This is a genomic window from Roseococcus sp. GW821-FHT12F05 (assembly GCF_058806835.1).
On record NZ_JBXAQB010000005.1, the window covers coordinates 245680 to 267625 of the forward strand.

Genomic DNA, 21946 nt, shown 5'->3' on the forward strand with positions numbered 1-21946 from the left:
CGTCAGGAGAACAGGCTCACCCCGGTCATGGCGGCGGGTTGCTTCAGCCCCATGAGCTGAAGCAGCGTCGGCGCGAGGTCCGCCAGCCGCCCGTCGTGCAGCTTCGCTCCCTCCGGCCCGCCCATGAGCACGACCGGCACAGGATTGGTGGTGTGCGCCGTGTGCGGCCCGCCGGTGACGGGGTCTTTCATCAGCTCGGCATTGCCGTGATCGGCCGTGAAGAGCAGCGCGCCGCCGGCCTCCTGGATCGCGTCGGCGATGGCGCCAAGGCCCTGGTCCACCGCCTCGCAGGCCTTGATGGCCGCGGCCAGGATGCCGGAATGGCCCACCATGTCGGCATTGGCGAAGTTCAGGACGATGAGGTCCTGCTCGCCCGACCGGATGGCCGCCACAGCCTTCGCCGTCAGCTCCGGCGCGCTCATCTCGGGCTGCAGGTCGTAGGTCGCGACCTTGGGCGAGGGCACCATGATACGCGTCTCGCCCGGGAAAGGCGTCTCCTCGCCGCCGTTCAGGAAGTAGGTGACGTGCGGATACTTCTCCGTCTCGGCCATGCGGAGCTGCTTCAGCCCGGCCTTGCTGACGACCGCGCCCAGGATGTCCTCCATGGATTGCGGCGGGAAGAGCGTGGCCAGCAGGTGGTTCAGCTCGGTCGAATACTGGGTCATGCCGAGCGCGGCGGCGACCTTCACGAGCTTCGCGCGCTCGAAGCCCCTGAACGCCGGATCGAGCAGCGCGGCGAGGATCTCCCGCACGCGGTCGGCCCGGAAGTTGAAGCAGAGGATGCCGTCGCCATCCGCCATGCCCTGGTAGTCGCCGATGACGGTGGCCGGGATGAACTCGTCCGTCACGTCCTTGTCGTGCGCGGCCTTGATCGCGGCCTGCGCATCCGGCGCCGTGGCCTCGCCCTGACCTAGCGCGATCGCGGACCAGGCCTTGGAGACGCGCTCCCAGCGGTTGTCGCGGTCCATGGCGAAGTAGCGGCCGATCACGGTGGCGATCTTTGCACCCTCCGGCAGCGCCGACTCCAGCTCCGCAACGAAGCCCGGCGCCGAGAGGGGTGCCGTGTCGCGCCCGTCGGTCAGCGCGTGGACCGCGACCGGGATACCCCCCTCGCCCAGCAGCTTCGCCAGCGCCGCCGCGTGCCGCAGATGGCTGTGCACGCCGCCGCCCGAGATCAGCCCCAGCAGATGCGCCGTGCCGCCGCTCGCCTTCAGCTTCGCGATGAAATCGGTCAGCGGCGCCATCTTCGCCATCGAGCCGTCCTCGATCGCCTTGTCGATGCGCGGCAGGTCCTGCATCACCACCCGGCCGGCGCCGATGTTCAGGTGCCCGACCTCGCTGTTGCCCATCTGCCCGTCCGGCAGCCCGACGTCATGGCCCGAAGGCTTGAGGAAGGCATGCGGGCAGTTCGCCCAGAGCCGGTCGAAATTCGGGGTCCTCGCCTGGCGGACCGCATTGTCCGCCACCTCTTCCCGCCAGCCCCAGCCGTCCAGAATGACCAACATGACAGGTTTGGGAGCGGGCATGGCGATCCTTAACGCAGCGAAGCTGCGACCGGTTTAGCCGCGAAGTTGGGGATTGTCGAAGACCGGCTCCCGATAGCGCCGCAGCACCGTCTCGAGCACGCGCGCCAGGTCCTCGCGCTCCTCCGGCGCCAGGAAGCGGCCGATCTCGATGACGTCGCGCCTTTGCCCGATATAGAGCCGCGTCCCCTCCCAGCGGATCCGGGCCCAGAAGGGGTCGAAGCTCGCCTCCTCGCGCTTGCGGCCCTCGCGCCGGCGGATGGTCAGGCGGCCTTCCATCAGCGTCACCGTCTCGCCGCTGCCGCGGGCCCAGGCGCGATAAAGCGCCAGCAGGCCGATGACGAGCGCCGTCTCGGCGCCGGCGAAGGCCGTCACGGGCCAGGCGCCCATGAGCATCACGACGGTCCCGCTGAAGGTGAAGCCCAGCATCAGCAGCCCGGCCAGGATCCGGAAGCCTCGCGCGTCCAGGCTGTTGAGCGGCGCCGAGCGGGCCTCGAACAGGGTGGGGGTTTCGGGCATCGGCACATCAGATAGGATGATTCGCGACGTGAGAACCCCAAAACCTCTTCATGGTTCGGCCATGGAACCGCGCCGCGCCCGGCTGATGTCGCGCGAGCAGGTGGCCCTCTTCATCCGCGCCATCGCGCAGGAAAACCCGGAGCCGGAAACGGAGCTCCAGTACGGCGACGCCTTCTCGCTGCTGGTAGCGGTGGTGCTCTCCGCCCAGGCCACGGATGCCATGGTGAACAAGGTGACGCCCGGCCTCTTCGCGGCAGCGCCGACCCCGGCCGCAATGGCCGCGCTCGGCGCCGAGGGCATCGGCCAGCACATCAAGCGGATCGGGCTCTGGCAGGGCAAGGCGAAGAACGTCGCGGCCCTGTCGCAGATGCTGGTGGAGCGCCATGGCGGCGAGGTCCCGCGCGATCGCGAATCCCTGGAGGCCCTGCCCGGCGTCGGCCGCAAGACCGCGAACGTCGTGATGAACGTGATGTTCGGCGAGGCCACCATGGCGGTGGACACGCACATCTTCCGCCTCGGCAACCGCACCGGCCTCGCGCCGGGCAAGAACGTCCGCGAGGTGGAGGACAGCCTGGTCCGTCGCATCCCGCCCGACCTGCTGCGCCCCGCGCACCACTGGCTGATCCTGCACGGGCGCTACATCTGCAAGGCCCGCGCACCGGACTGCTGGCGCTGCAAGGCCGAGCCCTACTGCAACTACCGCGACAAGGTGATGAATCCGCCGCTCCGGGCCTGAGGCCGTGGAAGGGTGCCGCCTTTCCGGGGCTTCTCCTTTCCTTAACTGGCCTGCCCGGGCAGGCCGGCGCAGCCTCCGCCGCATGAAGACGCTTGCCCATCTCTGGCCGCTGCTGATTCTCTCCTCCGCCGCGGCCGCGCAGCCCCTCCCGGCCAACTACGACCAGCGCGGCTATTGCGTCGCGCTCGGCGCCCGCACGGGCGGGCGGACCACGGCCGATCTCGATTCCTGCCTCGCGGACGAGGCCCGCGCGCGGACGGCGCTCGAGACGCGATGGGACCAGGCCTCCACCGCGATCCGCGAGCGATGCCTGCTGCGGAACCCGCGCCACTCCTATGACCTGCTCAACATCTGCGTCGAGACCGAGATGGAGCGGGCCCGGTGACGCCGGCTAGAATTCCCGGATCCGCACGATCGTCACCGAGCACGGCGCGTCGCGCGCCACCTCCGTCGGGATGCTGCCCAGCACGCGCTGCGTGATCCCGCCCGCCTTCGCGCCCAGGATCAGATGGTCCACCCGGTTCTGCGAGGCATATTCCAGGATCGCGCCGCCAGCGCTCACCGCCTCCAGCACGTGATGCGTCAGCCGGTATTCCGGCAGGGCCAGCGGCGCCGACCAGTGGCGCAGCTCCAGCAGCCGCTGCACGTGCTTGTTGCGCCCCTCGCGGTCGAGCGTGTTGTCCGGCCGCAGCAGGTTGGTGCGCAGCACGTTGAGGCAGGCGACGCGCGCATTGGGCCGGATGGCGAGCAGGCGCCCCACCGCGTCGCGCAGCGCCGCGGACATCTCCTTCGACATGTCGTCGAGATCCAGCGCCACGGCCACGATCGGCGCATCACGCTGCGGCAGGGCGGCCGCCTTGCGGTGGAGCTGCGGCCGAAAATCCGGGTGGAAGCGCCGCTGTATGCGCTTGGACCAGGGGTCGCGCCTCAGCTTGGCCGCCCGCGGCCCCAGCGCCACCGCCTCCGGGTTCCGCAAGTCGAAGGCGAGCTGCGCGGCGCTGGCGGGGCGGCGCTCCGGGGATGGCTCCAGGCAGCGCAGGATCACCTCCTGCAGCCAGGGCGGGCATTCGGGCACCAGCGCACGCGGCGGCACCGGGTCCGACCAGATCCGCTCCTTCAGCTCGGCCATGCGCTGCGGGTCGCCGAAAGGCCGCCGCCCCGTCACGAAGAAGTACATGAGCACGCCGAGCGCGAAGAGGTCCGAGGCGGGGTCGCCGCGGATGCCCATCACCTGCTCCGGCGCCATGTAGGGCGCGGTGCCGTAGGGGAGCCGGAACTCCTCCTCCATCAGGTCCGGCAGCATGGCGGCGCGCGACAGGCCGAAATCCACCAGCACCATCGGCCCGTCCTCGCTCCCGCGGCGCAGGATGTTCGAGGGCTTCACGTCCAGATGCACCACGCCCTGGCGGTGCAGCCCGTCCAGCGCATCGGCCGCCGAGGCGGCCAGCGCCGCCACCTCCGACGGAGCGCGCGGCAGGCGCTTCAGCATGGGCAGCAGCGAGCCGCCATGGATGCGCTCCATCACGATCCAGGGCGTCGGCTCGTGCCCGGTGCCGTAGCAGCGCGGCACATGCGGACCAGTGAGGCGGGGCAGGATCATCTGCTCCATCTCGAAGCTGACGATGGCCGCGGGATCCTCGCCCTCGGCGAGCTTCGGCATCTTCATCAGCAGCGGGCCCGGATGGTCCGGATGCGTGACCTCGCGCAGCACCGCCATGCCGCCCCGATGCACCACGGGGCCCAGGGTGAAGCCGGCGATGACGACCGGTGCGCTCATGTCCCCGTGAACAGCCTTTCCGCCAGAAATTCCGGCAGCCCCGCCGCGCGGATCTTCTGGGCCGCCGTCGCGATGTCGTAGGGCACCCGCATCCACGCGCATTCGCTGGAATCCGTGTCGAGCAGCCCGTAGCAGGCCGCCGGATTGCCGTCGCGCGGCTGGCCCACCGCGCCCATCACGGCGAGCCAGCGGCGCGGCTGCAGCAGCGGCAGCATGAGGTCCGGCGTCGGCCGGTGCGCCACCAGCTTCTCCGTCGCCGTCAGCCCGAACAGCGCCGGCAGGTGGGTGTGGCCGCAGAAGGTGAGGCGCGCGTCGGTCGCCTCCAGGCTGATGCGCGCCGCCGTCGCGTCGGTGACGTAGATCCAGCGCTCCGGGTCCGAGCCCTCGGAATGGACGTAGAGCCGATCCTCCTCCTCATGGCTCAAGGGCAGGGCGGCCAGGAAGGCGCGCGCCTCCGCCGTGAGCTGCGTCGCGGTCCACTGGATCGCCACGGCCGCCAGCTTGGAAAAGTTGCGCGGCCCGATCAGCGCCGCCTCGTCATGGTTGCCGCGCAGCGCGATGGCGTCGCATTCCACCAGCTCCTGCACCCGCGCCGTCACCTCGACGGGGTTGGCGCCGTAGCCCACGAGGTCGCCGAGGAAGACCAGGCGCTCGGCCCGGTGCGCAGCCGCATGGGCCAGGCAGGCCTCCAGGGCCTCCAGATTGGCATGGATGTCCGCCAGGAGGGCGATCCGCATACGTCGTTGCTCACTCGCTCGTCATGTAGCGCGGGGATGATGCGCCAAGCCGCCCCGCCGCGCATCCCCGGCTGCTCGACACCCTTGCCGCACTGCCGCAAAATCGTTTCGCGCCCGCGCTGGAACCCGATTCATGCCCATTCCCCTCCTCGTCCAGATCCCGCTCGATCCCATCCGCCTCGCCCGCATCGCCGAGGCCGGCTTCGAGATTCATCTCGCCCCCACCCCGGCCGAGCGGGCGGAGATGATCCCCAAGCTCGCCCCCGTGCTGCGCGCCGTGCTGACCAACGGCGCCACCGGCCTGACCGCCGAGGCCATCGCCGCCCTGCCGAAGCTGGAGATCATCTGCTGCGTCGGCGTCGGCCACGAGAACGTGGACCTGCGCGCCGCCAAGGCCCGCGGCATCAAGGTCACCAACGGGCCGGCCACCAACGACGTGACCGTCTCCGACCACACCTGGGCGCTGATCCTCTCCATCGCCCGCGGCATCCCTCGGGCGGATGCGGCCGTGCGCCGGGGCGAGTGGCTGCAGTCGCGCTCGCCGAGGCCCATGGTCTTCGGCAAGCGGCTGGGCATCCTCGGCCTCGGCAATATCGGCCGGCAGATCGCCGAGCGCGGCGAGCGCGGCTTCGACATGGAGGTCGCCTACCACAACCGCTCGCCCCGGCCGGAGAGCCCCTACGCCTACATGCCCTCGCTGAAGGCGCTGGCCGAATGGTCGGACTTCCTGGTGATCGCGGCCCCCGGCGGCGCCGGCACGCGGCACCTGGTGAATGCCGAGATCCTCGACGCGCTCGGGCCCAGGGGATTCCTCATCAACATCGGCCGCGGCAGCGTGGTGGACACGGACGCCCTCGTGGCGGCGCTGTCCCAGGACCGCATCGCCGGCGCCGCGATCGACGTGGTGGACGGCGAGCCGGAGGTGCCGCCGGCCCTGGCCGCGGCGCCCAACCTCATCATCACGCCGCACATCGCCGGCCGCTCGCCCGAGGCCATGATGGCCACGGCGAGCCTCGTCGCCGCCAACCTCACCGCGCATTTCGCCGGCGAGCCGGTGAAGACGCCGGTCGCGATGCCCGCAGACTAGACCCTCCCGCCGGATGACGATTTCCCAACTGGCGAGACCCCTCCCCTGGCGATAGCCTCCACCCGTCCCAAGTGAACGACGCGGAAGTCCATCCGCGCGAAGGAGGCCCGCCATGTCGATCCTGTCCCGCCGTTTCACGCTGGGCCTCGGCCTGGCCGCCCTCTCCGCCATTCCCGCCTGGGCGCAGGGCGCCGGCCCCCTCCGCATCCGCGGCACCATCCTCGAGCTCGATGGCAGTGCGCTGGGCGTCACCACCCGGGCGGGCGACCGCGTGATCGTCAACCTCGCCGAGAACACCACTGTCGCCGCGCTGCGCCGGGTCACGCTGGCCGACATCACGCCCGGCACGGCCGTCGGCGTCGTCGCCGAGCCCGGCCCGGACGGCGAGCTCCGCGCCACCGCCATCACCGTCCTGCCGCCGGGCGTGCGGATCACCGAGCTGCAGAACGCCTGGGACACCGCGCCCGGCGCCTCCATGAACAACGGTCCCGTCGAGGCCGCGGTGGACAGCGGCTCGGGCCGCGACCTGACGCTGAGCATCCTCGGCCGCCGCGTGCTGGTCCGCGTGCCGGCCGAGACGCCGCTGCTCATGCCCATCGCGGCCGCGCGCTCCGACCTCGTGCCCAACGCCACCGTCTTCATCAACGCGACGCGCGGCGAGGACGGCCGCATCTCGGCGAACCGGGTGACGGTCAGCAAGGATGGTGTCGCGCCCGTCATCTAGAAGACAAGTCGCCGTGACATCTTCGCCGAAGCTGAACGCCGCCTGAACAACAACCGGACAGCATCGGCCGCGGCTGATCAAGCCACAGGCAGACGCGAAGGATTCCGCTGCTTCCTTCCGCAGCGCGGATGACGGGTGGACGCGGGCGGACAGCATCGTCATTTTACGGATGCCACCGATCTTGATAAGGTCTTGACGACTGCCTGAGGCAGCCGCAGCGGATGACTGTCGGAGGTCGTTGGATGGTGAATGCCGGATTGGGGTCTGCCCGCCGAGATGACTGACCGTTCGCTCAATACCCTATGCCATCCGAGAGCGGCCGTTCCCGGATCGCTCCGCCCACGCATCCCCGAAGTTGCCGCATGATCGGCCTCGTCCGCATCGCGCTGACGCGACCCTACACCTTCGTCGTGATGGCGGTCATGATCGTCATCGGCGGCGTCCTCGCCGCCTTCCGCACCCCGGCCGACATCTTCCCGGCCATCCCGGTCCCCGTCGTCGCCGCGGCCTGGACCTTCAACGGCCTCTCCGCCGAGGATATGTCCGGCCGCATCCTCACGCCCTATCAGCGCTCGCTGACCACCACGGTCAACGACATCGAGCACATCGAGGCGACCTCCCTGCCCGGCATGGGCATCGTGAAGGTCTTCTTCCAGCCCGGCGCCGACGTGCGGCTGGCCAATGCCCAGATCACCGCCATCTCGCAGACCCTGCTGCGCCAGCTGCCGCCGGGCACCACGCCGCCGCTGATCCTGAACTACAACGCCTCGACCGTGCCCATCCTGCAGATCGCGCTCGCCGGCCAGGGGCTGAACGAGCAGCAGCTCTTCGACCTCGGCGTGAACTTCATACGCCCGCAGCTCGTGACCGTGCCGGGCGCCGCCATGCCCTTCCCCTTCGGCGGACGGCAGCGGCAGATCCAGATCGACATCGACCCCGTCGCGCTTCAGTCCAAGGGGCTCTCCGCGCAGGACGTCGCCAACGCCATCGCCGCGCAGACGCAGATCACGCCGGCCGGCTTCGCCAAGATCGGCGAGTTCCAATACGCCATCAACCTGAACAACGCGCCCGGCACCGTGCCCGAGCTCGCGGCCCTGCCGATCCGCACGGTCAACGGCGCCACCATCACCATCGGCGACGTGGCGAATGTCCGCGACGGCTCCCAGCCGCAGCAGAACGTCGTCCATGTGGACGGCCAGCGCTCGGTGCTGCTGACCGTGCTGAAGAACGGCGCGGCCTCCACCATCAACATCGTGGGCGGCATCCTGGACATCCTGCCCACGCTGCGGCCGAGCCTGCCGCCGGGGATCACCGTCACGCCGCTGAACGACCAGTCGCTCTTCGTGAAGGCGGCCATCACCGGCGTCGCCTTCGAGGGCGCCCTGGCCGCGGCCCTGACCTCGCTGATGATCCTGCTCTTCCTGGGCTCCTGGCGGTCCACGATCATCATCGCGACCTCGATCCCGCTGGCCGTGCTGGCCGCGGTCTTCATGCTGGCCGCCTTCGGGCAGACGCTGAACGTCATGACGCTCGGCGGCCTGGCCCTCGCCATCGGCATCCTGGTCGACGACGCGACCGTGACCATCGAGAACATCAACTGGCATCTGGAGCAGGGCAAGGACGTCCGCACCGCCATCCTCGACGGCGCGCAGCAGATCGTGGTGCCGGCCTTCGTCTCGCTGCTCTGCATCTGCATCGTCTTCGTGCCGATGTTCTTCCTGCCGGGCGTCTCGGGCTTCCTCTTCGTGCCCATGGCCCTCTCGGTCGTCTTCGCGATGATCGGCTCCTTCATCCTGTCGCGCACGCTGGTGCCGACCATGGCGCTCTACCTGCTCAAGCCGCATACCGGGCACGGCCATCATCCGCCTCCCTCGCGCAATCCCCTCGTCCTGCTTCAGCGGAGCTTCGAGGGCGGCTTCGAACGCCTCCGCAGGGGCTATGGAAGCCTGCTGCGCCTGGCGATCCGGATGCGCGTCAGCACCATGACGCTGTTCCTCGTCTTCTCCTTCGGCAGCCTCGCGCTGGTGCCCTTCCTCGGCCGCAACTTCTTCCCCGAGGTGGACAGCGGCGCCATCGCGCTGCATGCCCGCGCGCCCACCGGCACGCGCATCGAGGAGACCTCGGCCCTCTTCGACCGGATCACGCAGGAGGTTCGGCGGATCATCCCGCCGGAGGAAATCCGGACGATCGTGGACAATATCGGCCTCTACAACAGCACCATCAACGTGACCTACGGCGCCTCGGGCACCATCGGCCCGATGGACGGCGACATCCTCATCAGCCTTAACGAGCACCACAGCCCGACCGCCGGGCACGTGGCGCGGCTGCGGGCGGAGCTGCCGCGCCTCTTCCCGACGGTGACCTTCTCCTTCCTGCCGGCCGACATCACCAGCCAGATCCTGAACTTCGGCTCGCCCGCGCCGATCGACGTCCAGGTGACCGGCCCCAATCTCGCCCAGAATCAGGAGCACGCGCAGCGCATCCTGCGCGCGATCCGCGGCATCGACGGGCTGGCCGATGCCCGCATCCAGCAGCCCGCCAACGGCCCGTCGCTGCGCTTCATGGCCGATCGCACCCGCATCAACGCCATGGGGCTCGACACGCGCGACGTGACCACGAGCCTCGCGGGCTCCGTCGCGGGCTCGCTGCAGACGGCACCGGTCTACTGGCTCAACCCGGCCAATGGCGTGACCTATGCCGTCGTCGCGCAGACGCCGGAATACATGGCCGACACGATGGAGGAGCTGGAATCCATCCCGGTCACCGGGCCCCGCGCGCCCGATCCGCAGCCGCTCGGCGCGCTGGGACAACTGGTCCGGATGAACACGCCGCCGGTCGTCTCGATGTACAACATCCAGCCGCTGGTCAGCGTCTATGCCGCGACCCAGGGGCGCGACCTCGGCGCCGTCGCGGCCGATGTGCAGCGCGCCATCGCCCAGCTCGATGCCGAGAAGCCGGCCGCCGTCCGCGTCACGCTGCGCGGGCAGTACCAGACGATGAACACGGCCTTCGCCGGCATGGGCTTCGGCCTGCTGGGTGCCGTCGTGATGATCTACCTGATCATCGTCGTGAACTTCCAATCCTGGTCCGATCCCTTCGTCGTCGTGGCCGCGCTGCCCGCGGCGCTGGCGGGCATCGCCTGGATGCTCTTCGTCACGGGCACGCCGCTCTCCGTGCCGGCGCTGACCGGCGCCATCATGTGCATGGGCGTCGCGACCGCGAACTCGATCTTGGTCATCAGCTTCGCCCGCGAGAAGCTGGCCGAGCTCGGCGATGCGCGGATGGCGGCGTTCGAGGCCGGGGTCACCCGCTTCCGCCCGGTGATCATGACCGCGCTGGCCATGATCATCGGCATGGCGCCCATGGCCTTCGGCATCGGCGAGGGCGGCGAGCAGAACGCGCCGCTCGGCCGCGCCGTCATCGGCGGCCTCATCGTCGCGACCTGCGCCTCGCTGATCTTCGTCCCGACCGTCTTCTCCATGATCCATGCCCGCCGGCCGGCGGCGCGTGCCGCCCATCCCCAAGGTGCCGCCCATGCCTGAAGCGCCCGTCCCCGAAACCAGAGGCCCCGAAACCGCCACGCACGCCACCGAGCCCGCCGTCGGAATGGCCAGCCCGCGGCGGGTCGGCCTTTTCCTCGTGATCGGCTTGGCAGGCCTCGGCGGTGTGCTCTGGCTCACCCTCTCCTCGCGCTTCGAGGCGCAGGCACGGCTGCGGGAGGTGACGACGGCCGCCGCGATTCCGACCGTCAGCGTGATCCAGCCGCGCGAGGTCCAGCCCCGCCCGCTGATGCTGCCCGGCCGCCTCGTGGCCTGGGCGGAGGCGCCCGTCTATGCGCGCACCAGCGGCTTCCTGCAGCGCCGCCTCGTCGACATCGGCGACCGCGTGACCGCCGGCCAGCTCCTGGCCGTCATCGACGCGCCGGAGGTCGAGCAGCAGCTCGCCGCCGCGGAGGCCGCGCTGGCGACCGTCCGCGCCCAGCGCGACCTCTCCGCCCGCAGCGCGCAGCGCTGGAACGAGCTGGTCTCGCGCAACGTCGTCTCCCAGCAGGCGACCGACGAGCGCCGCGGCGACCTCCAGGCCCGCTCCGCCCAGCTCAACCAGGCCGAGGCCGAGGTGAACCGGCTGCGCCTGCTTACCGGCTTTACCCAGGTAGCGGCGCCCTTCGCCGGCACGGTGACGACCCGTGCCACCGATGTGGGCGCGCTGATCGTGGCCGCGGCGACCAACGCCCAGCCGCTCTTCACCATCACCGACAGCGCCAAGCTGCGCCTCTATGTCCGCGTGCCGCAGGCCTATTCCGCCAGCATCGGCCCCGGCGTCACCGCTCGCTTCACGGTGCCCGAATATGGCGACCGGAGCTTCACCGCCGAGCTGACCCGCACCTCCGACGCGCTGGACGTCCAGTCCGGCTCGATGCTCGTGCAGTTCACCGTGGACAACAAGGAGGACGAGCTGACGCCCGGCGGCTACGCCCAGGTGAACATCGAGCTGCCGGTGCGGGCCGGCACGACCCAGGTGCGCATCCCTGCGAGCGCGCTGATCTTCCGCGCCGACGGCACCTCGGTGGCCGTGGTGGACGATCAGGGCAAGGTCGCCGTGAAGCCGGTGCGGATCGCGCGCGACCACGGCGCGTCGCTCGACATCAGCTCCGGACTGGAGCGGGGCGAATGGGTCATCAACAGTCCCTCCGACGCCATCCGCACCGGCGACGTCGTTCGACCCAACCGGCCGAACCCCGCGGCCGCCCCGGCCCCGCGCACCTAGCCTTCCTCACACCGCCTTGTGGCAGACGGCCTCGATGTTGTGGCCGTCCGGATCCAGCACGAAGGCGCCGTAATAGTTGGGATGGTAATCGGGCCTGAGGCCCGGGCCGCCATTGTCGGTGCCGCCGGCGGCAAGCGCCGCCTCGTAGAAGCGATGCACCGTGTCCCGATCCTCGGAGGCGAAGGCGACGTGGACGCGCGTGGGCGGCGTCTCCGTCGGGCCGAGCCAGAAGAAGCCCTTCTCCCCCGTGCCGAAGCCGGCGTAATGCGCGCCGTCGCCCGCGACCAGCCGGATGCCGAGCGGCTTCAGCGCCTTCTCGTAGAAGGCCTGGGATGTCGCGAGGTCGGTGACGGAAATTCCGACGTGGTCGAGCATGGCTGTCCTCCTGCCGTTCAGGCGCCTTCGCGGCGCAGCGGTTTCCACATGGGGTAGCCCCTGGTGCCGAATTTTCCCTCGGGCGGGCCGGTCTCGGCATAGCCCCGGGCGAGGTAGAATCGGCGCGCGGTCTCGGTGCTGGTGAGCTGGACCCTGTCCTGGCCGCACTCCGCCGCACGGGCCTCCAGCGCGGCGAGCAGCGCCGTGCTGACGCCACGGAAGCGCGCATCGGGCGAGACGTAGTTCAGCGTGATGCGACCGGCATCCGTCACCGAGCCGACGGCCAGGACCGCTCCGTCCGCGATGGCCAGCAGCATGTGGTTGCCCGGCTGCGCGATCCAGGTCGCCACGATCTGCGGCGTCTTGTTGGCCAGCCATTGCGTGAGAATGTCGATGTCGTCGCGATGGTCGGCGCGGCAGAGCTCGGCGATGGAGCGGCGCAGCACGGTGCAGGCCTCGGGCGCATCCTCCGGTACGGCGTCGCGGATCTCCATCGCGTCATCCGGGCCGGGTGAAGGCCAGCCGCGTCCAGGTGATGCCGCGGCCGAAATTGTCGGGCAGCCCCTCGATCGCCAGCACGGCGGTGAGGCCCTGGGCGTCGGCCAGCGCGACGGTCTCCGCGGCCGAGACCTCGAACATGCGCCGACCCGGCGGCACCGTGCCGTGGCGCAGTGTCATGCAGAGCGATCCGCCCGGCGCGATCAGGTTCGCGACGGCCGGCATGGCGAGCCGGCGCTGCGCCTCGTCCAGATGGAACCAGACAGCCGTGAGCATGACGAGGCCGAAGCGCTCGCCGCGCGCGGTGACTTCGGGCAGCAGCGGCAGGCCGTCATCCAGCCATTCGATGGCGGGCGAGGGATGCAGCGCCATGCCATGCGCCCGCAGCTCGGCGGTGGGCTCCACCGCGAGGACGCGGTGGCCCATCTCCGCGAAGCCCGCGGCATCGCGGCCGGTGCCGGCGCCGATGTCGAGCACATGGATCGGCACGGTGGGCACGAGATGCATGATGGGCGCGTGGAAGCGCGCGAAGGCGATGCCCTCGTAGAGCGGGACGAGCGCATCGGCCTCGGCCGCGTAGCCTTCGGTGCCGCTCACGCCGTCACCTCGGCGATGGCGGCGCCCAGCAGCTCCACGCCGAGGTCGATCTCCGCCTCGCCCACGGTGAGCGGCGGCGCGATGCGCATGACGCCGCCGGACGCGCCGGCCCGCGTGATGTTCGCCGACAGCCCGAGGCCGATCGCCGCCGTGGTGACGCGCGCCGAGATCTCCTCGATCCCCATGCCATCGGCCGGCACAAACTCCAGCCCCAGCAGCAGCCCGCGCCCACGCACGTCACCCACGCATTCGTGCCGCTGCTGCAGCCCCTGCAGCCCGGCCCGAAGCCGCGCGCCCAGCACGCGCGCGCGATCGGCGAGGCCGTCGCGGGTCACGACCTCCAGCACCTTCAGCCCGACGGCCGCAGGCAGCGGGTCGTTCACATGGGTCGTGTAGAAGTTGAAGTCGCGCGCTTCCGCGATGTCCGCGACGGCGTCCGAGCACATCACCGCCGAGAGCGGCAAACCGGCGCCGAGAGTCTTCGATAGCGTCAGGATGTCGGGCACCGCGCCGTCGCGCTCGAAGGCGAACATGTGGCCGGTGCGGCCGAGGCCCGTCTGCGCCTCGTCCAGGATCAGCAGCATGCCGCGCGCCTGGCAATGCGCCTTCAGCGCGGTGAGGTAACCCACCGGCAGGTCGATCACGCCGCCGCTGCTGAGGATGGGCTCGGCGATGAAGGCGGCGAGGTTGCCGGTGCTCTGGCGGTCCAGCAGGTCGAAGGCGTCGTCGAGCTCCTGCTGCCAGGTGATCGCGCCGCCGAAGCGCGGGCGGAAGGCGCTGGGTGCGGGGATGGCGTAGGTGCCCGGCATCATCGGCCCCATGCCGCGGCGGCCGCCCTTGAAGGTGCTGGAGGCCGAGCCCGCCGTGACGCCATGCCAGGACTGGGTGAAGCCGGCGATCTCCCATTTGCCCGTCGCGAATTTTGCGAGGCGGATGGCGCATTCATTGGCCTCGCCGCCGGTGGAGAGCAGCATCACGCGCGGCAGGTCCGGCACGCGCTCCGCGAGGCCGGCGGCCAGGTCCACCACGGGGCGCGACAGCATGCCGGAATAGAGGTGGTCCAGCGTGCCGGCCGCCTCGCGGATCGCGGCGACGATCTCGGGATGGCAATGGCCGAGGATGGCGCTCATCTGGCCCGAGGTGAAATCGAGCAGCCTCCGGCCGGAGGCGTCGTAGAGGAAGGCGCCCTCGGCGCGCTCGGGCACGAAGCCGGCAAAATCGCCGCCGAAGCGCAGCATGTGACGCTGCGCGCGTGCCCGGAAGGCGGGGTCGGTGGCGGGCTCGATGGCGTTCATGGGCGGGTTCCGGCGGTGCGGGACCATGGTCGGAGCAGCCGCGGGGGGAGGCAAGCCATATCCTGCCCGTCGCCGGCGGTGGGCAGAACGCCGTCTTCCCCTCATTCTGCCCCGACGACACGCGGCCGCCCTTCGGCGCATGGGAGACCATCATGCGATACCTCGCACTTTGCCTCGGAGCCCTTCTGATGTCCGCTGCCACCTTCGAAGCCGAGGCCCAGCCCGCGCCCCGCCGGGACGAATTCTTCTGGTTGGGCGAGATCAACAAGGCCAGCGCGGTCATCAACACCGACGAGGGCCTGCTGGACCGCGCCATCGCCCCTGTTATCGCCGCCGGCCTGCGCCAGGTGCTGGAGGCCGGCAACCGCCCCGGCGGCCGGCGCCCCAGCCTCGTCATCACCTTCGAGCCGCTGCTGATCGAGGCCGCCGGCGTGGAGGCCACCTTGCTGCATGCCGGCCGCTCCAGCCAGGACATGCTGGCCACGGCCCGCGTCGCCATCATCCGCGACGAGCTGCTGGTCCTGGCCGAGCAGCTGCGCCGCACCACCGCGACGATGGTGCGCCTGGCCGAGACCCATGCCGCCACCATCGTGCCCAACTACACCAACGGCGTCGCCGCCCAGCCCAACAGCTACGGCCACTACCTGCTCGGCCACGCCGCCGGTCTGCAGCGCGACGCCGAGCGGCTGCGGCAGCTCTATGCCCGGCTCGACCGCTCGCCCATGGGCACCACCGTGCTGAACGGCACCAGCTGGCCGCTCAATCGCGACCGCATGGCCCGCTATCTCGGCTTCGCCGCTACGGTGGACAATGCCTATGACGCCGCGCAGATCACCGGGACCGAGATCCCGGTCGAGCTGGGCGCCGTCAGCACCGCCATCGCCGTGCACGCCGGCGCCTTCATCCAGGACATCATGGTGCAGTACGCCCAGCCGCGCCCCTGGATCCTGCTGCAGGAGGGCGGCGGCAACACCTATGTCTCCAGCGCCATGCCGCAGAAGCGCAATCCCGGACTGCTGAACGACGTGCGCGGGCAGGCCTCGCGCGTGCTGACGCTGGGCATCGGCCGCGCCATCCAGGCGCACAACATCCCGCCCGGCATGAACGACGCGAAGAGCGTGGCCGACAACAGCGCCGTCCTCGCCGGCGCCACCCGCGCCCTGGCGGGCTGGGATCGCATCCTCACGGCCCTGGTCATCAGCCCACAGCGCGCGCTGGAGGAGCTGAACCTCGACTGGACCGCCTCGCAGGAGGTGGCGGACGTGCTGATGCGGCAATACCGCCTGCCCTTCCGCGTCGGGCACCACTTCGCCTCGGAGATCGTCACCTACGCGCGCGACCACGACATCCGCCCCAGCGATTTTCCCTATGCCGAGGCGCAGCGCATCTACGTCGAGACGCTGCGGGAGATGCAGGTCACGGGTGGCGCGCTCCCCATGAGCGAGGCGGAGTTCCGCGCGGCGCTGGACCCCGTGTCCATCGTCCGCAACCGCGCCACGGCCGGCGGGCCGCAGCCGGCGGAGATGACGCGCATGCTGGCCGCGGCGCAGCGGAATCTGGCGGAACAGGAAAGCTGGATCCGCGAGCGGCGCGAGCGCATCGACGGCGCGCTGGCCTCACTCGACGCGGATTTCGCGCGGCTGACGCCCTGAGCTTTACTTCCGGTTCGTGAACCGCGCGTTCCCGAGCCCCGTCCCGATCGTCAGCACGCCCCAGCGCTCCACCTCCTGCATGTTGGGAATCTCGCTCAGCCCCTGCAGCACGGCATCGTTGTGCATCAGCACCGCCGTCGCGTGGCCACCAACCTCCGGCAGATGCTCGACCAGCGCGCGGGGCAGGTTGAAGCGGCGGCTCTCCCAGTTGCCGGGCAGGTTCTGGCCGCCGCGGTCGATCGAGCCGTCCTCCTCGATGATCCCCGGGCAGCCGATGCCGATGAAGGGCGCCAGCACGCGCTTCTCCGCCTCGGCCTTGGCGACCATGGCCCGCAGCATCTTGGCCATCCGTTCCACGGCCTCCTCGCGGCTGGGCTTGTCCTCGATGTGGCTCCAGACCTCCAGCCCCACGACCTTGGCCTGCGACAGGTCCTTCTTCTTCTTCAGATTCAGCTCCACCAGGCCCACGCGGATGTTGGTGCCGCCGATGTCCACCGCCAAAAGACTGTCATGCCCGGCGAAGATCCAGCTCGGCGCCAGATGCGCGGCGCCGATCAGCGCGGCCTCGTCGGGCGCATGGGTGATGGGCCGCAGCTCCACGCCCAGCGATTCCGCCTTCAGCAGCAGCGAGGCGCGCGCGATCGCCAACTGCCCCACCCGGCTGCCGCTCATCCCGCCGCCGACCGCGATGCGCTGCGTGTCCTTCCAGCCCTTCAGCTTCAGGAAGCGCCGGACGACGCCCGCCAGCTCCTGCGCGAACTCCTCCACGACGCCGTGGACCAGCGCGGCCGCCTCCGGCCGCTCGTCCTGCAGGAGCTTCTCCAGCTTGCGCTTGGAGACGTCCTCGGTCGGTTCTTCGCCCAGCGGGTCCTCGTCGCCCAGCTCGTGCAGCCGGTCGCGCCACTCGTCGAGGATGGCCCAGAAGGCACGCTTGCTGGCGCGGTCGCCGAGGAAGCCGTCCTTGTCGCGCAGCTCGGCATTGTAGGCGTCGACGGTGACGCTGGTGAGCGTGGCCGCGCCATGGCCCGCGACGGGCGGCGCGGCGGCCTGTTCAGACATGATACGGCTGACTTCCCCTCATGATGAGGGCTGGAACGCCGCCACCCGGCCTAGGGTTGGTTCGAGCTCAGGAAAACTGCGCCGGCCGCGGCGCGTAGACATAACCCTCGCCGTCCTTCACCACCCGGCCGAAGCCCGGCCAGGGCACGTGCACGCCGCCGATCAGCAGCCGCTCCGTCGCCACCATGTCCAGCGTGCGCAGCCGGCTCTGCACGCCCATCGCGCTGTCCACGTCCACGCCCACCCGCCAGCGCGGCCGCGCGAGCTGGATCAGCATCTGGTGCGCGATGTCGCCCCAGATGAGGATGCTCTCGTTCTGGCTCGTGACGCGGTAGCTGACATGGCCGGGCGTGTGGCCCGGCGCCGGGTCCATGAAGACGCCCGGGATCACCTCCAGCCCCTCGCGCATCTCGGTGGTGCGGATGCGGCCGTCATAGGGGCGGATGGAGCGCCGCGCCGCCTCGATGAAGCGCTGGCCCTGCGGCACGCGGCTTTCCATCGCGGGATCGGTCCAGAACTGATGGTCGATCTGCGTCAGCACGATCTCGGCATTGGGGAAGTTGCGCGTGGTGCCGTCGTAGCTGAGGCCCAGCGCGTGCTCGGGGTGGATGTGGGTGAGGATCACCGTGTCCACCTGCTCGGGCGTGTAGCCGCTGGCCCGCAGCGCATCGAGCGCGCCCCCCGTGGTCGGGATGAAGCTGGAATGCCCGCCGCAATCGATCATCGCGAGGTTGCGCCCGGTGTTGAGCACATAGGCGCCCACCGGCTGGTGCAGCCCCTGCTGGATGGCGAAGGCCTTGTCCCGCAGGGGGGCGATCTCCTCCGGCCGGGCATCCGGGAAGAAGCTGCGGATGCCCTCGTTGGTGCCCCCCATGCCGCCGTCCAGCAGGGTCGTGACCTCGACGTCGCCGACCTTGATCCGGTGGAAGCGCGGCGGGTTGCCGCCCCGCTGCGGCGGCACACCCGAGGTCTGAGCGAAAGCCGGCGCGGCGGCCAGGGCGGCGGTCGCCGCCAGCGTGGCGCGGCGGGCGAAGGCAGGCGCATTTGCGGACATCGGGGGGGCCTCCCATTACGGCGTGTTTACATCTAGGGATTGCACCTCGCGCTGTCAGCCATATCCATGTGACAGAGTTCCGGAACTGGGAGAGCCCAACATGAAGGCCGTCGCCTACACGCATTGCCATCCCGTGACCCATGAGGACGCGCTGGAGGACATGGTCCTCCGCGATCCCTCGGAGCCGCGCGGGCACGACCTCCTCGTCGAGGTCCGCGCCGTCTCGGTGAACCCGGTGGACGCCAAGCAGCGCGCCGGCGCCGACCCGGCCGGCGAGCCGCGCATCCTGGGCTTCGACGCCGCCGGCGTGATCGTCGCGCGCGGCCCGGACGCGCATATCTTCGGCAATGGCGAGGAAGTCTATTACGCCGGCGTCATCAACCGCCCCGGCAGCAATGCCCAGTTCCAGCTGGTGGACGACCGGATCGTCGGCCGGAAGCCGAAGAACCTCACCTTCGGCGAGGCAGCCTCCATGCCGCTCACCACCATCACCGCCTGGGAGGCGCTGTTCGACCGGCTGCGCATCCCGCGCGGCGCGACCGGCGGCGCGGTGCTCATCATCGGCGGCGCCGGCGGCGTGGGCTCCATGGCGATCCAGCTCGCCCGCAAGCTGACCGGGCTGACCGTCGTCACCACCGCCTCCCGCCCCGAGACCCGCGCCTGGTGCGAGCAGATGGGCGCGCACCACGTGCTCGACCATTCCGGCGACCTCGTGGCCCAGGCGAAGACGCTCGGCCTGACCTTCCCCTGGATCTTCGCGACCACGCAGACGGCGAAGCACTGGCACGCCATCTGCGAGATGGTGGCCCCGCAGGGCGCGGTCTGCGCCATCGACGACTTCATGGAGATGGAGATCGGCCGCCTGAAGTCGAAGGCCGCGAGCTTCCATTGGGAGAGCATGTTCACCCGCGCCATCCACAAGACGCCCGACATGGTCGAGCAGCACAAGCTGCTGAACGAGCTGGCGGATCTGGTCGAGGCCGGGACGATCCGCCACACCATGACGAAGCAGCTCGGCCGCATCGAGGCCGCGCACCTTCTCGAAGGCCATGCGCTGGTCGAGAGCGGGACGATGATCGGCAAGGCCGTCGCCGAGGGCTGGGACTGACCACCCTCCTCGACCTCCCGGTCCAGGAGGCGCTGCCCGCACTGCGCGCGGCGCTGACGGCCGGCAGCAATGCTGTCCTGGTCGCGCCGCCCGGCGCCGGCAAGACGACCCTGGTGCCTCTGGCCCTGCGCGACGAGCCCTGGGCCGTCGGGCAAAAGCTGCTGGTGCTGGAGCCGCGGCGCGTCGCCGCGCGCGCGGCCGCGCGCCGCATGGCCTCGCTGCTCGGCGAGCAGCCGGGCGGCACGATCGGGCTGTCCACGCGGCTCGACCGCGCGGTGTCGAAGGACACGCGCGTCGAGGTCATCACCGAGGGGCTGCTGGTGCGGCGCCTCCAGTCCGATCCGGGGCTGGAGGGCGTGGCCGCCGTGCTCTTCGACGAGGCGCATGAGCGCCATCTCGACACGGATCTCGGCCTCGCCCTCTGCCTCGACCTGCAGCGCGGGCTGCGGCCTGAGCTGCGGCTGATCGCCATGTCCGCGACGCTGGACGGCGGCGCCTTCACGAAGCTGCTCGACGCGCCGCTGATCGAGAGCATGGGCCGCGCCTGGCCCGTCCGCATCGAGCACACGAAGCGCGACATCACGGAGCTGCGCGACCTTCCCGAGGCCATGGCCGCCGCCATCCGCGGCGTCATGGCACGCGAGCCGGGCGACGTGCTGGCCTTCCTGCCCGGCTGGGGCGAGATCCGCCGCACGGCCGAGCGCCTCTCCGGCCTCGACGCCGACGTGCTGCCGCTGCATGGCGAGCTCTCGCCGGCCGAGCAGGACAAGGCGCTGAGCATCGGCGCCCGCCGCCGCGTGGTGCTCGCCACCAGCATCGCCGAGACATCCCTCACCGTCCCCGGCGTGCGCATCGTCGTCGATGGCGGCTTCCGCCGCACGCCGCGGCTGGACGGCGCCACGGGCCTGACGCGCCTCGTCACCGTCCGCATCAGCCGGGCCGCCGCCGAGCAGCGCGCCGGCCGCGCCGGCCGCACCGAGCCCGGCGTCGCCGTGCGACTTTGGAGCGAGGCGATCCATCGCGGCATGCCCCTGCAGGACCGGCCCGAGATGCTGGAGGCCGAGCTCTCCGGCCTCGTCCTCGACTGCGCCTCCTGGGGCGCCGATCCGGCCGCCCTGCCCTTCCTCGACCCGCCGCCCGAGGGCCAGCTCCACGCCGCCCGCGCGCTGCTGCGCAACCTCGACGCGCTGGACGCGCAGGGCCGCATCACCGCCATGGGCAAGCGCATGGCGCGCATGGGCACGCATCCGCGCCTCGCCCGCATGATGTGCGCCGTGGAGAACGAAAGCGAGGCCGCCCTGGCCGCCGACCTCGCCGCCCTGCTGGAGGAGCGCGATCCCCTCCGCGGCCGCGAGCCCCCCGCCGACATCACGCTCCGCCTCGACGCGCTGCACGGCCACGGCCATTCCGAGAGCGACGCCATCGCGATCCGCGCCATCCGACGCGCCGCGGCCCTGCACCGCCGCCGCCTCGGCGTGCACGGCAACGAGCCGCCGGAGGGCGATGCGGGCGCGCTGCTGGCGGCAGGCTTCCCGGACCGCATCGCGCTGAAGCGCGGCACGATGGACGGCGCCTTCCGCATGGCCTCCGGCCAGGGCGCGCGGCTCTCCGTCGCCGATCCGCTGGCCAAGCAGACCCTGCTCAGCGTCGCCGACCTGGAGCTGAAGGGCACCGAGGCGCGCATCCGCATGGCCGCGCCGCTCTCCCGCGCCGTGCTGGAGGCGCGCTTCCCCGAGCGCTTCCACACCGTCGAGGGCGCGAGCTTCGACGCCCGCGCCGGCGCCGTGCTCGCCCGCCGCCGCGTGATGTTCGGCCCCCTGATCCTGGAGGAGACACCGCTCGCGGGCGTCGATCCCTCCCTGATGGCCGAGGCGCTGGCCGAGGCCGCCGCCACCCGCGCCTTCCGCGACCTGGACTGGAGCGAATCCGCGAAGCAGCTCCGCGCCCGCATCGCCCGCATGCACGCGCTGGAGGGCGCGCCCTGGCCGGACGTCTCCGACGCCGCGCTGACCGCGACGGCAAAGGACTGGCTCGCGCCCTATTGCTCCGGCCTGACGAAGCTGTCCGAGCTGAAGTCGCTGGACGTCGCGCAGATGCTGCTGCCGCACGACCTCCGCCGCAGGCTGGATGCCGCCCTGCCCGCCCGCCTCGCCTTGCCCCAGGGCCGCAGCGCCGCGATCGACTACACGGGCGAGATCCCCACGCTGGAGGCCCGCGCCCAGCATCTCTACGGCATGGGCGCCATGCCGCCGCTCGCCGACGGCCGGATCAGGCTCCAGGTGGCGCTGCTCTCCCCCGCCGGCCGTCCCGTTGCCATCACCGCCGACCTCGACTCCTTCTGGAAGGCCGGCTGGGCCGACGTGCGCAAGGACATGCGCGGCCGCTACCCCAAGCACGACTGGCCGGAGAATCCCGCGCAGCCAGGGTGAGATTGGGAC

At 71.0% G+C, this 21946-nt stretch carries 19 protein-coding genes; 9 read left to right on the forward strand and 10 right to left on the reverse strand.

What is annotated here, in order from left to right; translation table 11 throughout:
- Positions 1-2: 2 nt before the first annotated feature.
- Together gpmI and AC1ROY_RS15315 are read right to left on the reverse strand one after the other, a co-directional pair.
- Positions 3-1505, reverse strand: coding sequence for a 2,3-bisphosphoglycerate-independent phosphoglycerate mutase (gpmI, locus tag AC1ROY_RS15310; protein WP_493149709.1), 1503 nt, complete (start codon positions 1503-1505; stop codon positions 3-5).
- Positions 1506-1559: 54 nt separating this feature from the next.
- Positions 1560-2042 (reverse strand): DUF2244 domain-containing protein, encoded by a 483-nt coding sequence (locus tag AC1ROY_RS15315; RefSeq protein WP_493149710.1) that lies wholly within the window; start codon positions 2040-2042, stop codon positions 1560-1562.
- 61 nt (positions 2043-2103) lie between these two features.
- On the opposite strand from AC1ROY_RS15315, the gene nth reads away from it, so the two are divergent.
- Both nth and AC1ROY_RS15325 read left to right on the forward strand, forming a co-directional pair.
- Positions 2104-2778, forward strand: coding sequence for an endonuclease III (gene nth / locus AC1ROY_RS15320; protein WP_493149711.1), 675 nt, complete (start codon positions 2104-2106; stop codon positions 2776-2778).
- 82 nt (positions 2779-2860) lie between these two features.
- Complete coding sequence (locus AC1ROY_RS15325; RefSeq protein WP_493149712.1) at positions 2861-3163, forward strand: hypothetical protein; 303 nt, start codon at positions 2861-2863, stop codon at positions 3161-3163.
- Positions 3164-3169: 6 nt separating this feature from the next.
- Here AC1ROY_RS15325 and AC1ROY_RS15330 read toward each other — a convergent pair whose 3' ends face one another.
- Positions 3170-4555, reverse strand: coding sequence for a serine/threonine protein kinase (locus AC1ROY_RS15330; RefSeq protein WP_493149713.1), 1386 nt, complete (start codon positions 4553-4555; stop codon positions 3170-3172).
- The gene (locus AC1ROY_RS15335; protein WP_493149714.1) at positions 4552-5292 is read right to left on the reverse strand and encodes a metallophosphoesterase family protein; all 741 of its coding nucleotides are present in this window, start codon (positions 5290-5292) and stop codon (positions 4552-4554) included. Before AC1ROY_RS15335 ends, AC1ROY_RS15330 begins: the two co-directional genes overlap by 4 nt.
- Positions 5293-5425: 133 nt before the next feature.
- Between AC1ROY_RS15335 and AC1ROY_RS15340 the strand changes: the two genes are divergently transcribed.
- From AC1ROY_RS15340 to AC1ROY_RS15355, 4 genes are all read left to right on the forward strand, one after another.
- Positions 5426-6379, forward strand: coding sequence for a 2-hydroxyacid dehydrogenase (locus AC1ROY_RS15340; RefSeq protein ID WP_493149715.1), 954 nt, complete (start codon positions 5426-5428; stop codon positions 6377-6379).
- Between the two features lie 112 nt (positions 6380-6491).
- Entirely contained in the window at positions 6492-7103 is a 612-nt protein-coding gene (locus tag AC1ROY_RS15345; protein WP_493149716.1) for a hypothetical protein, read from the forward strand.
- 362 nt (positions 7104-7465) lie between these two features.
- Positions 7466-10645: an efflux RND transporter permease subunit gene (locus AC1ROY_RS15350; protein ID WP_493149717.1), complete on the forward strand. Its 3180-nt coding sequence runs from the start codon at positions 7466-7468 to the stop codon at positions 10643-10645.
- A 64-nt stretch (positions 10646-10709) separates the two neighbouring features.
- Positions 10710-11870, forward strand: a complete 1161-nt coding sequence (locus AC1ROY_RS15355) for an efflux RND transporter periplasmic adaptor subunit (protein ID WP_493149718.1) — start codon at positions 10710-10712, stop codon at positions 11868-11870.
- A gap of 6 nt (positions 11871-11876) precedes the next feature.
- On the opposite strand, the gene AC1ROY_RS15360 is transcribed toward AC1ROY_RS15355, so the two are convergent.
- The 4 genes from AC1ROY_RS15360 to AC1ROY_RS15375 are packed head-to-tail and all read right to left on the reverse strand — an operon-like array spanning position 11877 to position 14635.
- Positions 11877-12245 (reverse strand): VOC family protein, encoded by a 369-nt coding sequence (locus AC1ROY_RS15360; RefSeq protein ID WP_493149719.1) that lies wholly within the window; start codon positions 12243-12245, stop codon positions 11877-11879.
- Positions 12246-12262: 17 nt separating this feature from the next.
- A complete protein-coding gene (locus AC1ROY_RS15365) occupies positions 12263-12739 on the reverse strand; it encodes a GNAT family N-acetyltransferase (protein WP_493149720.1) in 477 nt (158 codons plus the stop codon).
- A 4-nt stretch (positions 12740-12743) separates the two neighbouring features.
- Entirely contained in the window at positions 12744-13340 is a 597-nt protein-coding gene (locus tag AC1ROY_RS15370; RefSeq protein WP_493149721.1) for a class I SAM-dependent methyltransferase, read from the reverse strand.
- Positions 13337-14635 (reverse strand): aspartate aminotransferase family protein, encoded by a 1299-nt coding sequence (locus AC1ROY_RS15375; protein WP_493149722.1) that lies wholly within the window; start codon positions 14633-14635, stop codon positions 13337-13339. The genes AC1ROY_RS15370 and AC1ROY_RS15375 overlap by 4 nt, the downstream gene beginning before the upstream one ends.
- 188 nt (positions 14636-14823) lie before the next feature.
- On the opposite strand from AC1ROY_RS15375, the gene AC1ROY_RS15380 reads away from it, so the two are divergent.
- Positions 14824-16287 carry a lyase family protein gene (locus tag AC1ROY_RS15380; protein ID WP_493149723.1) on the forward strand — a complete coding sequence of 488 codons (1464 nt, stop codon included), beginning with the start codon at positions 14824-14826 and terminating at the stop codon, positions 16285-16287.
- Between the two features lie 3 nt (positions 16288-16290).
- Here AC1ROY_RS15380 and AC1ROY_RS15385 read toward each other — a convergent pair whose 3' ends face one another.
- Positions 16291-17346: an ROK family protein gene (locus AC1ROY_RS15385; RefSeq protein ID WP_493149724.1), complete on the reverse strand. Its 1056-nt coding sequence runs from the start codon at positions 17344-17346 to the stop codon at positions 16291-16293.
- 67 nt (positions 17347-17413) lie between these two features.
- Positions 17414-18400: an MBL fold metallo-hydrolase gene (locus tag AC1ROY_RS15390; protein ID WP_493149725.1), complete on the reverse strand. Its 987-nt coding sequence runs from the start codon at positions 18398-18400 to the stop codon at positions 17414-17416.
- A 100-nt stretch (positions 18401-18500) separates the two neighbouring features.
- Between AC1ROY_RS15390 and AC1ROY_RS15395 the strand changes: the two genes are divergently transcribed.
- Positions 18501-19508, forward strand: a complete 1008-nt coding sequence (locus AC1ROY_RS15395) for a zinc-binding alcohol dehydrogenase family protein (protein WP_493149726.1) — start codon at positions 18501-18503, stop codon at positions 19506-19508.
- On the forward strand, positions 19505-21937 hold the full coding sequence (gene hrpB / locus AC1ROY_RS15400) for an ATP-dependent helicase HrpB (protein ID WP_493149896.1): 2433 nt from the start codon (positions 19505-19507) through the stop codon (positions 21935-21937). Before AC1ROY_RS15395 ends, hrpB begins: the two co-directional genes overlap by 4 nt.
- Positions 21938-21946: the final 9 nt, after the last annotated feature.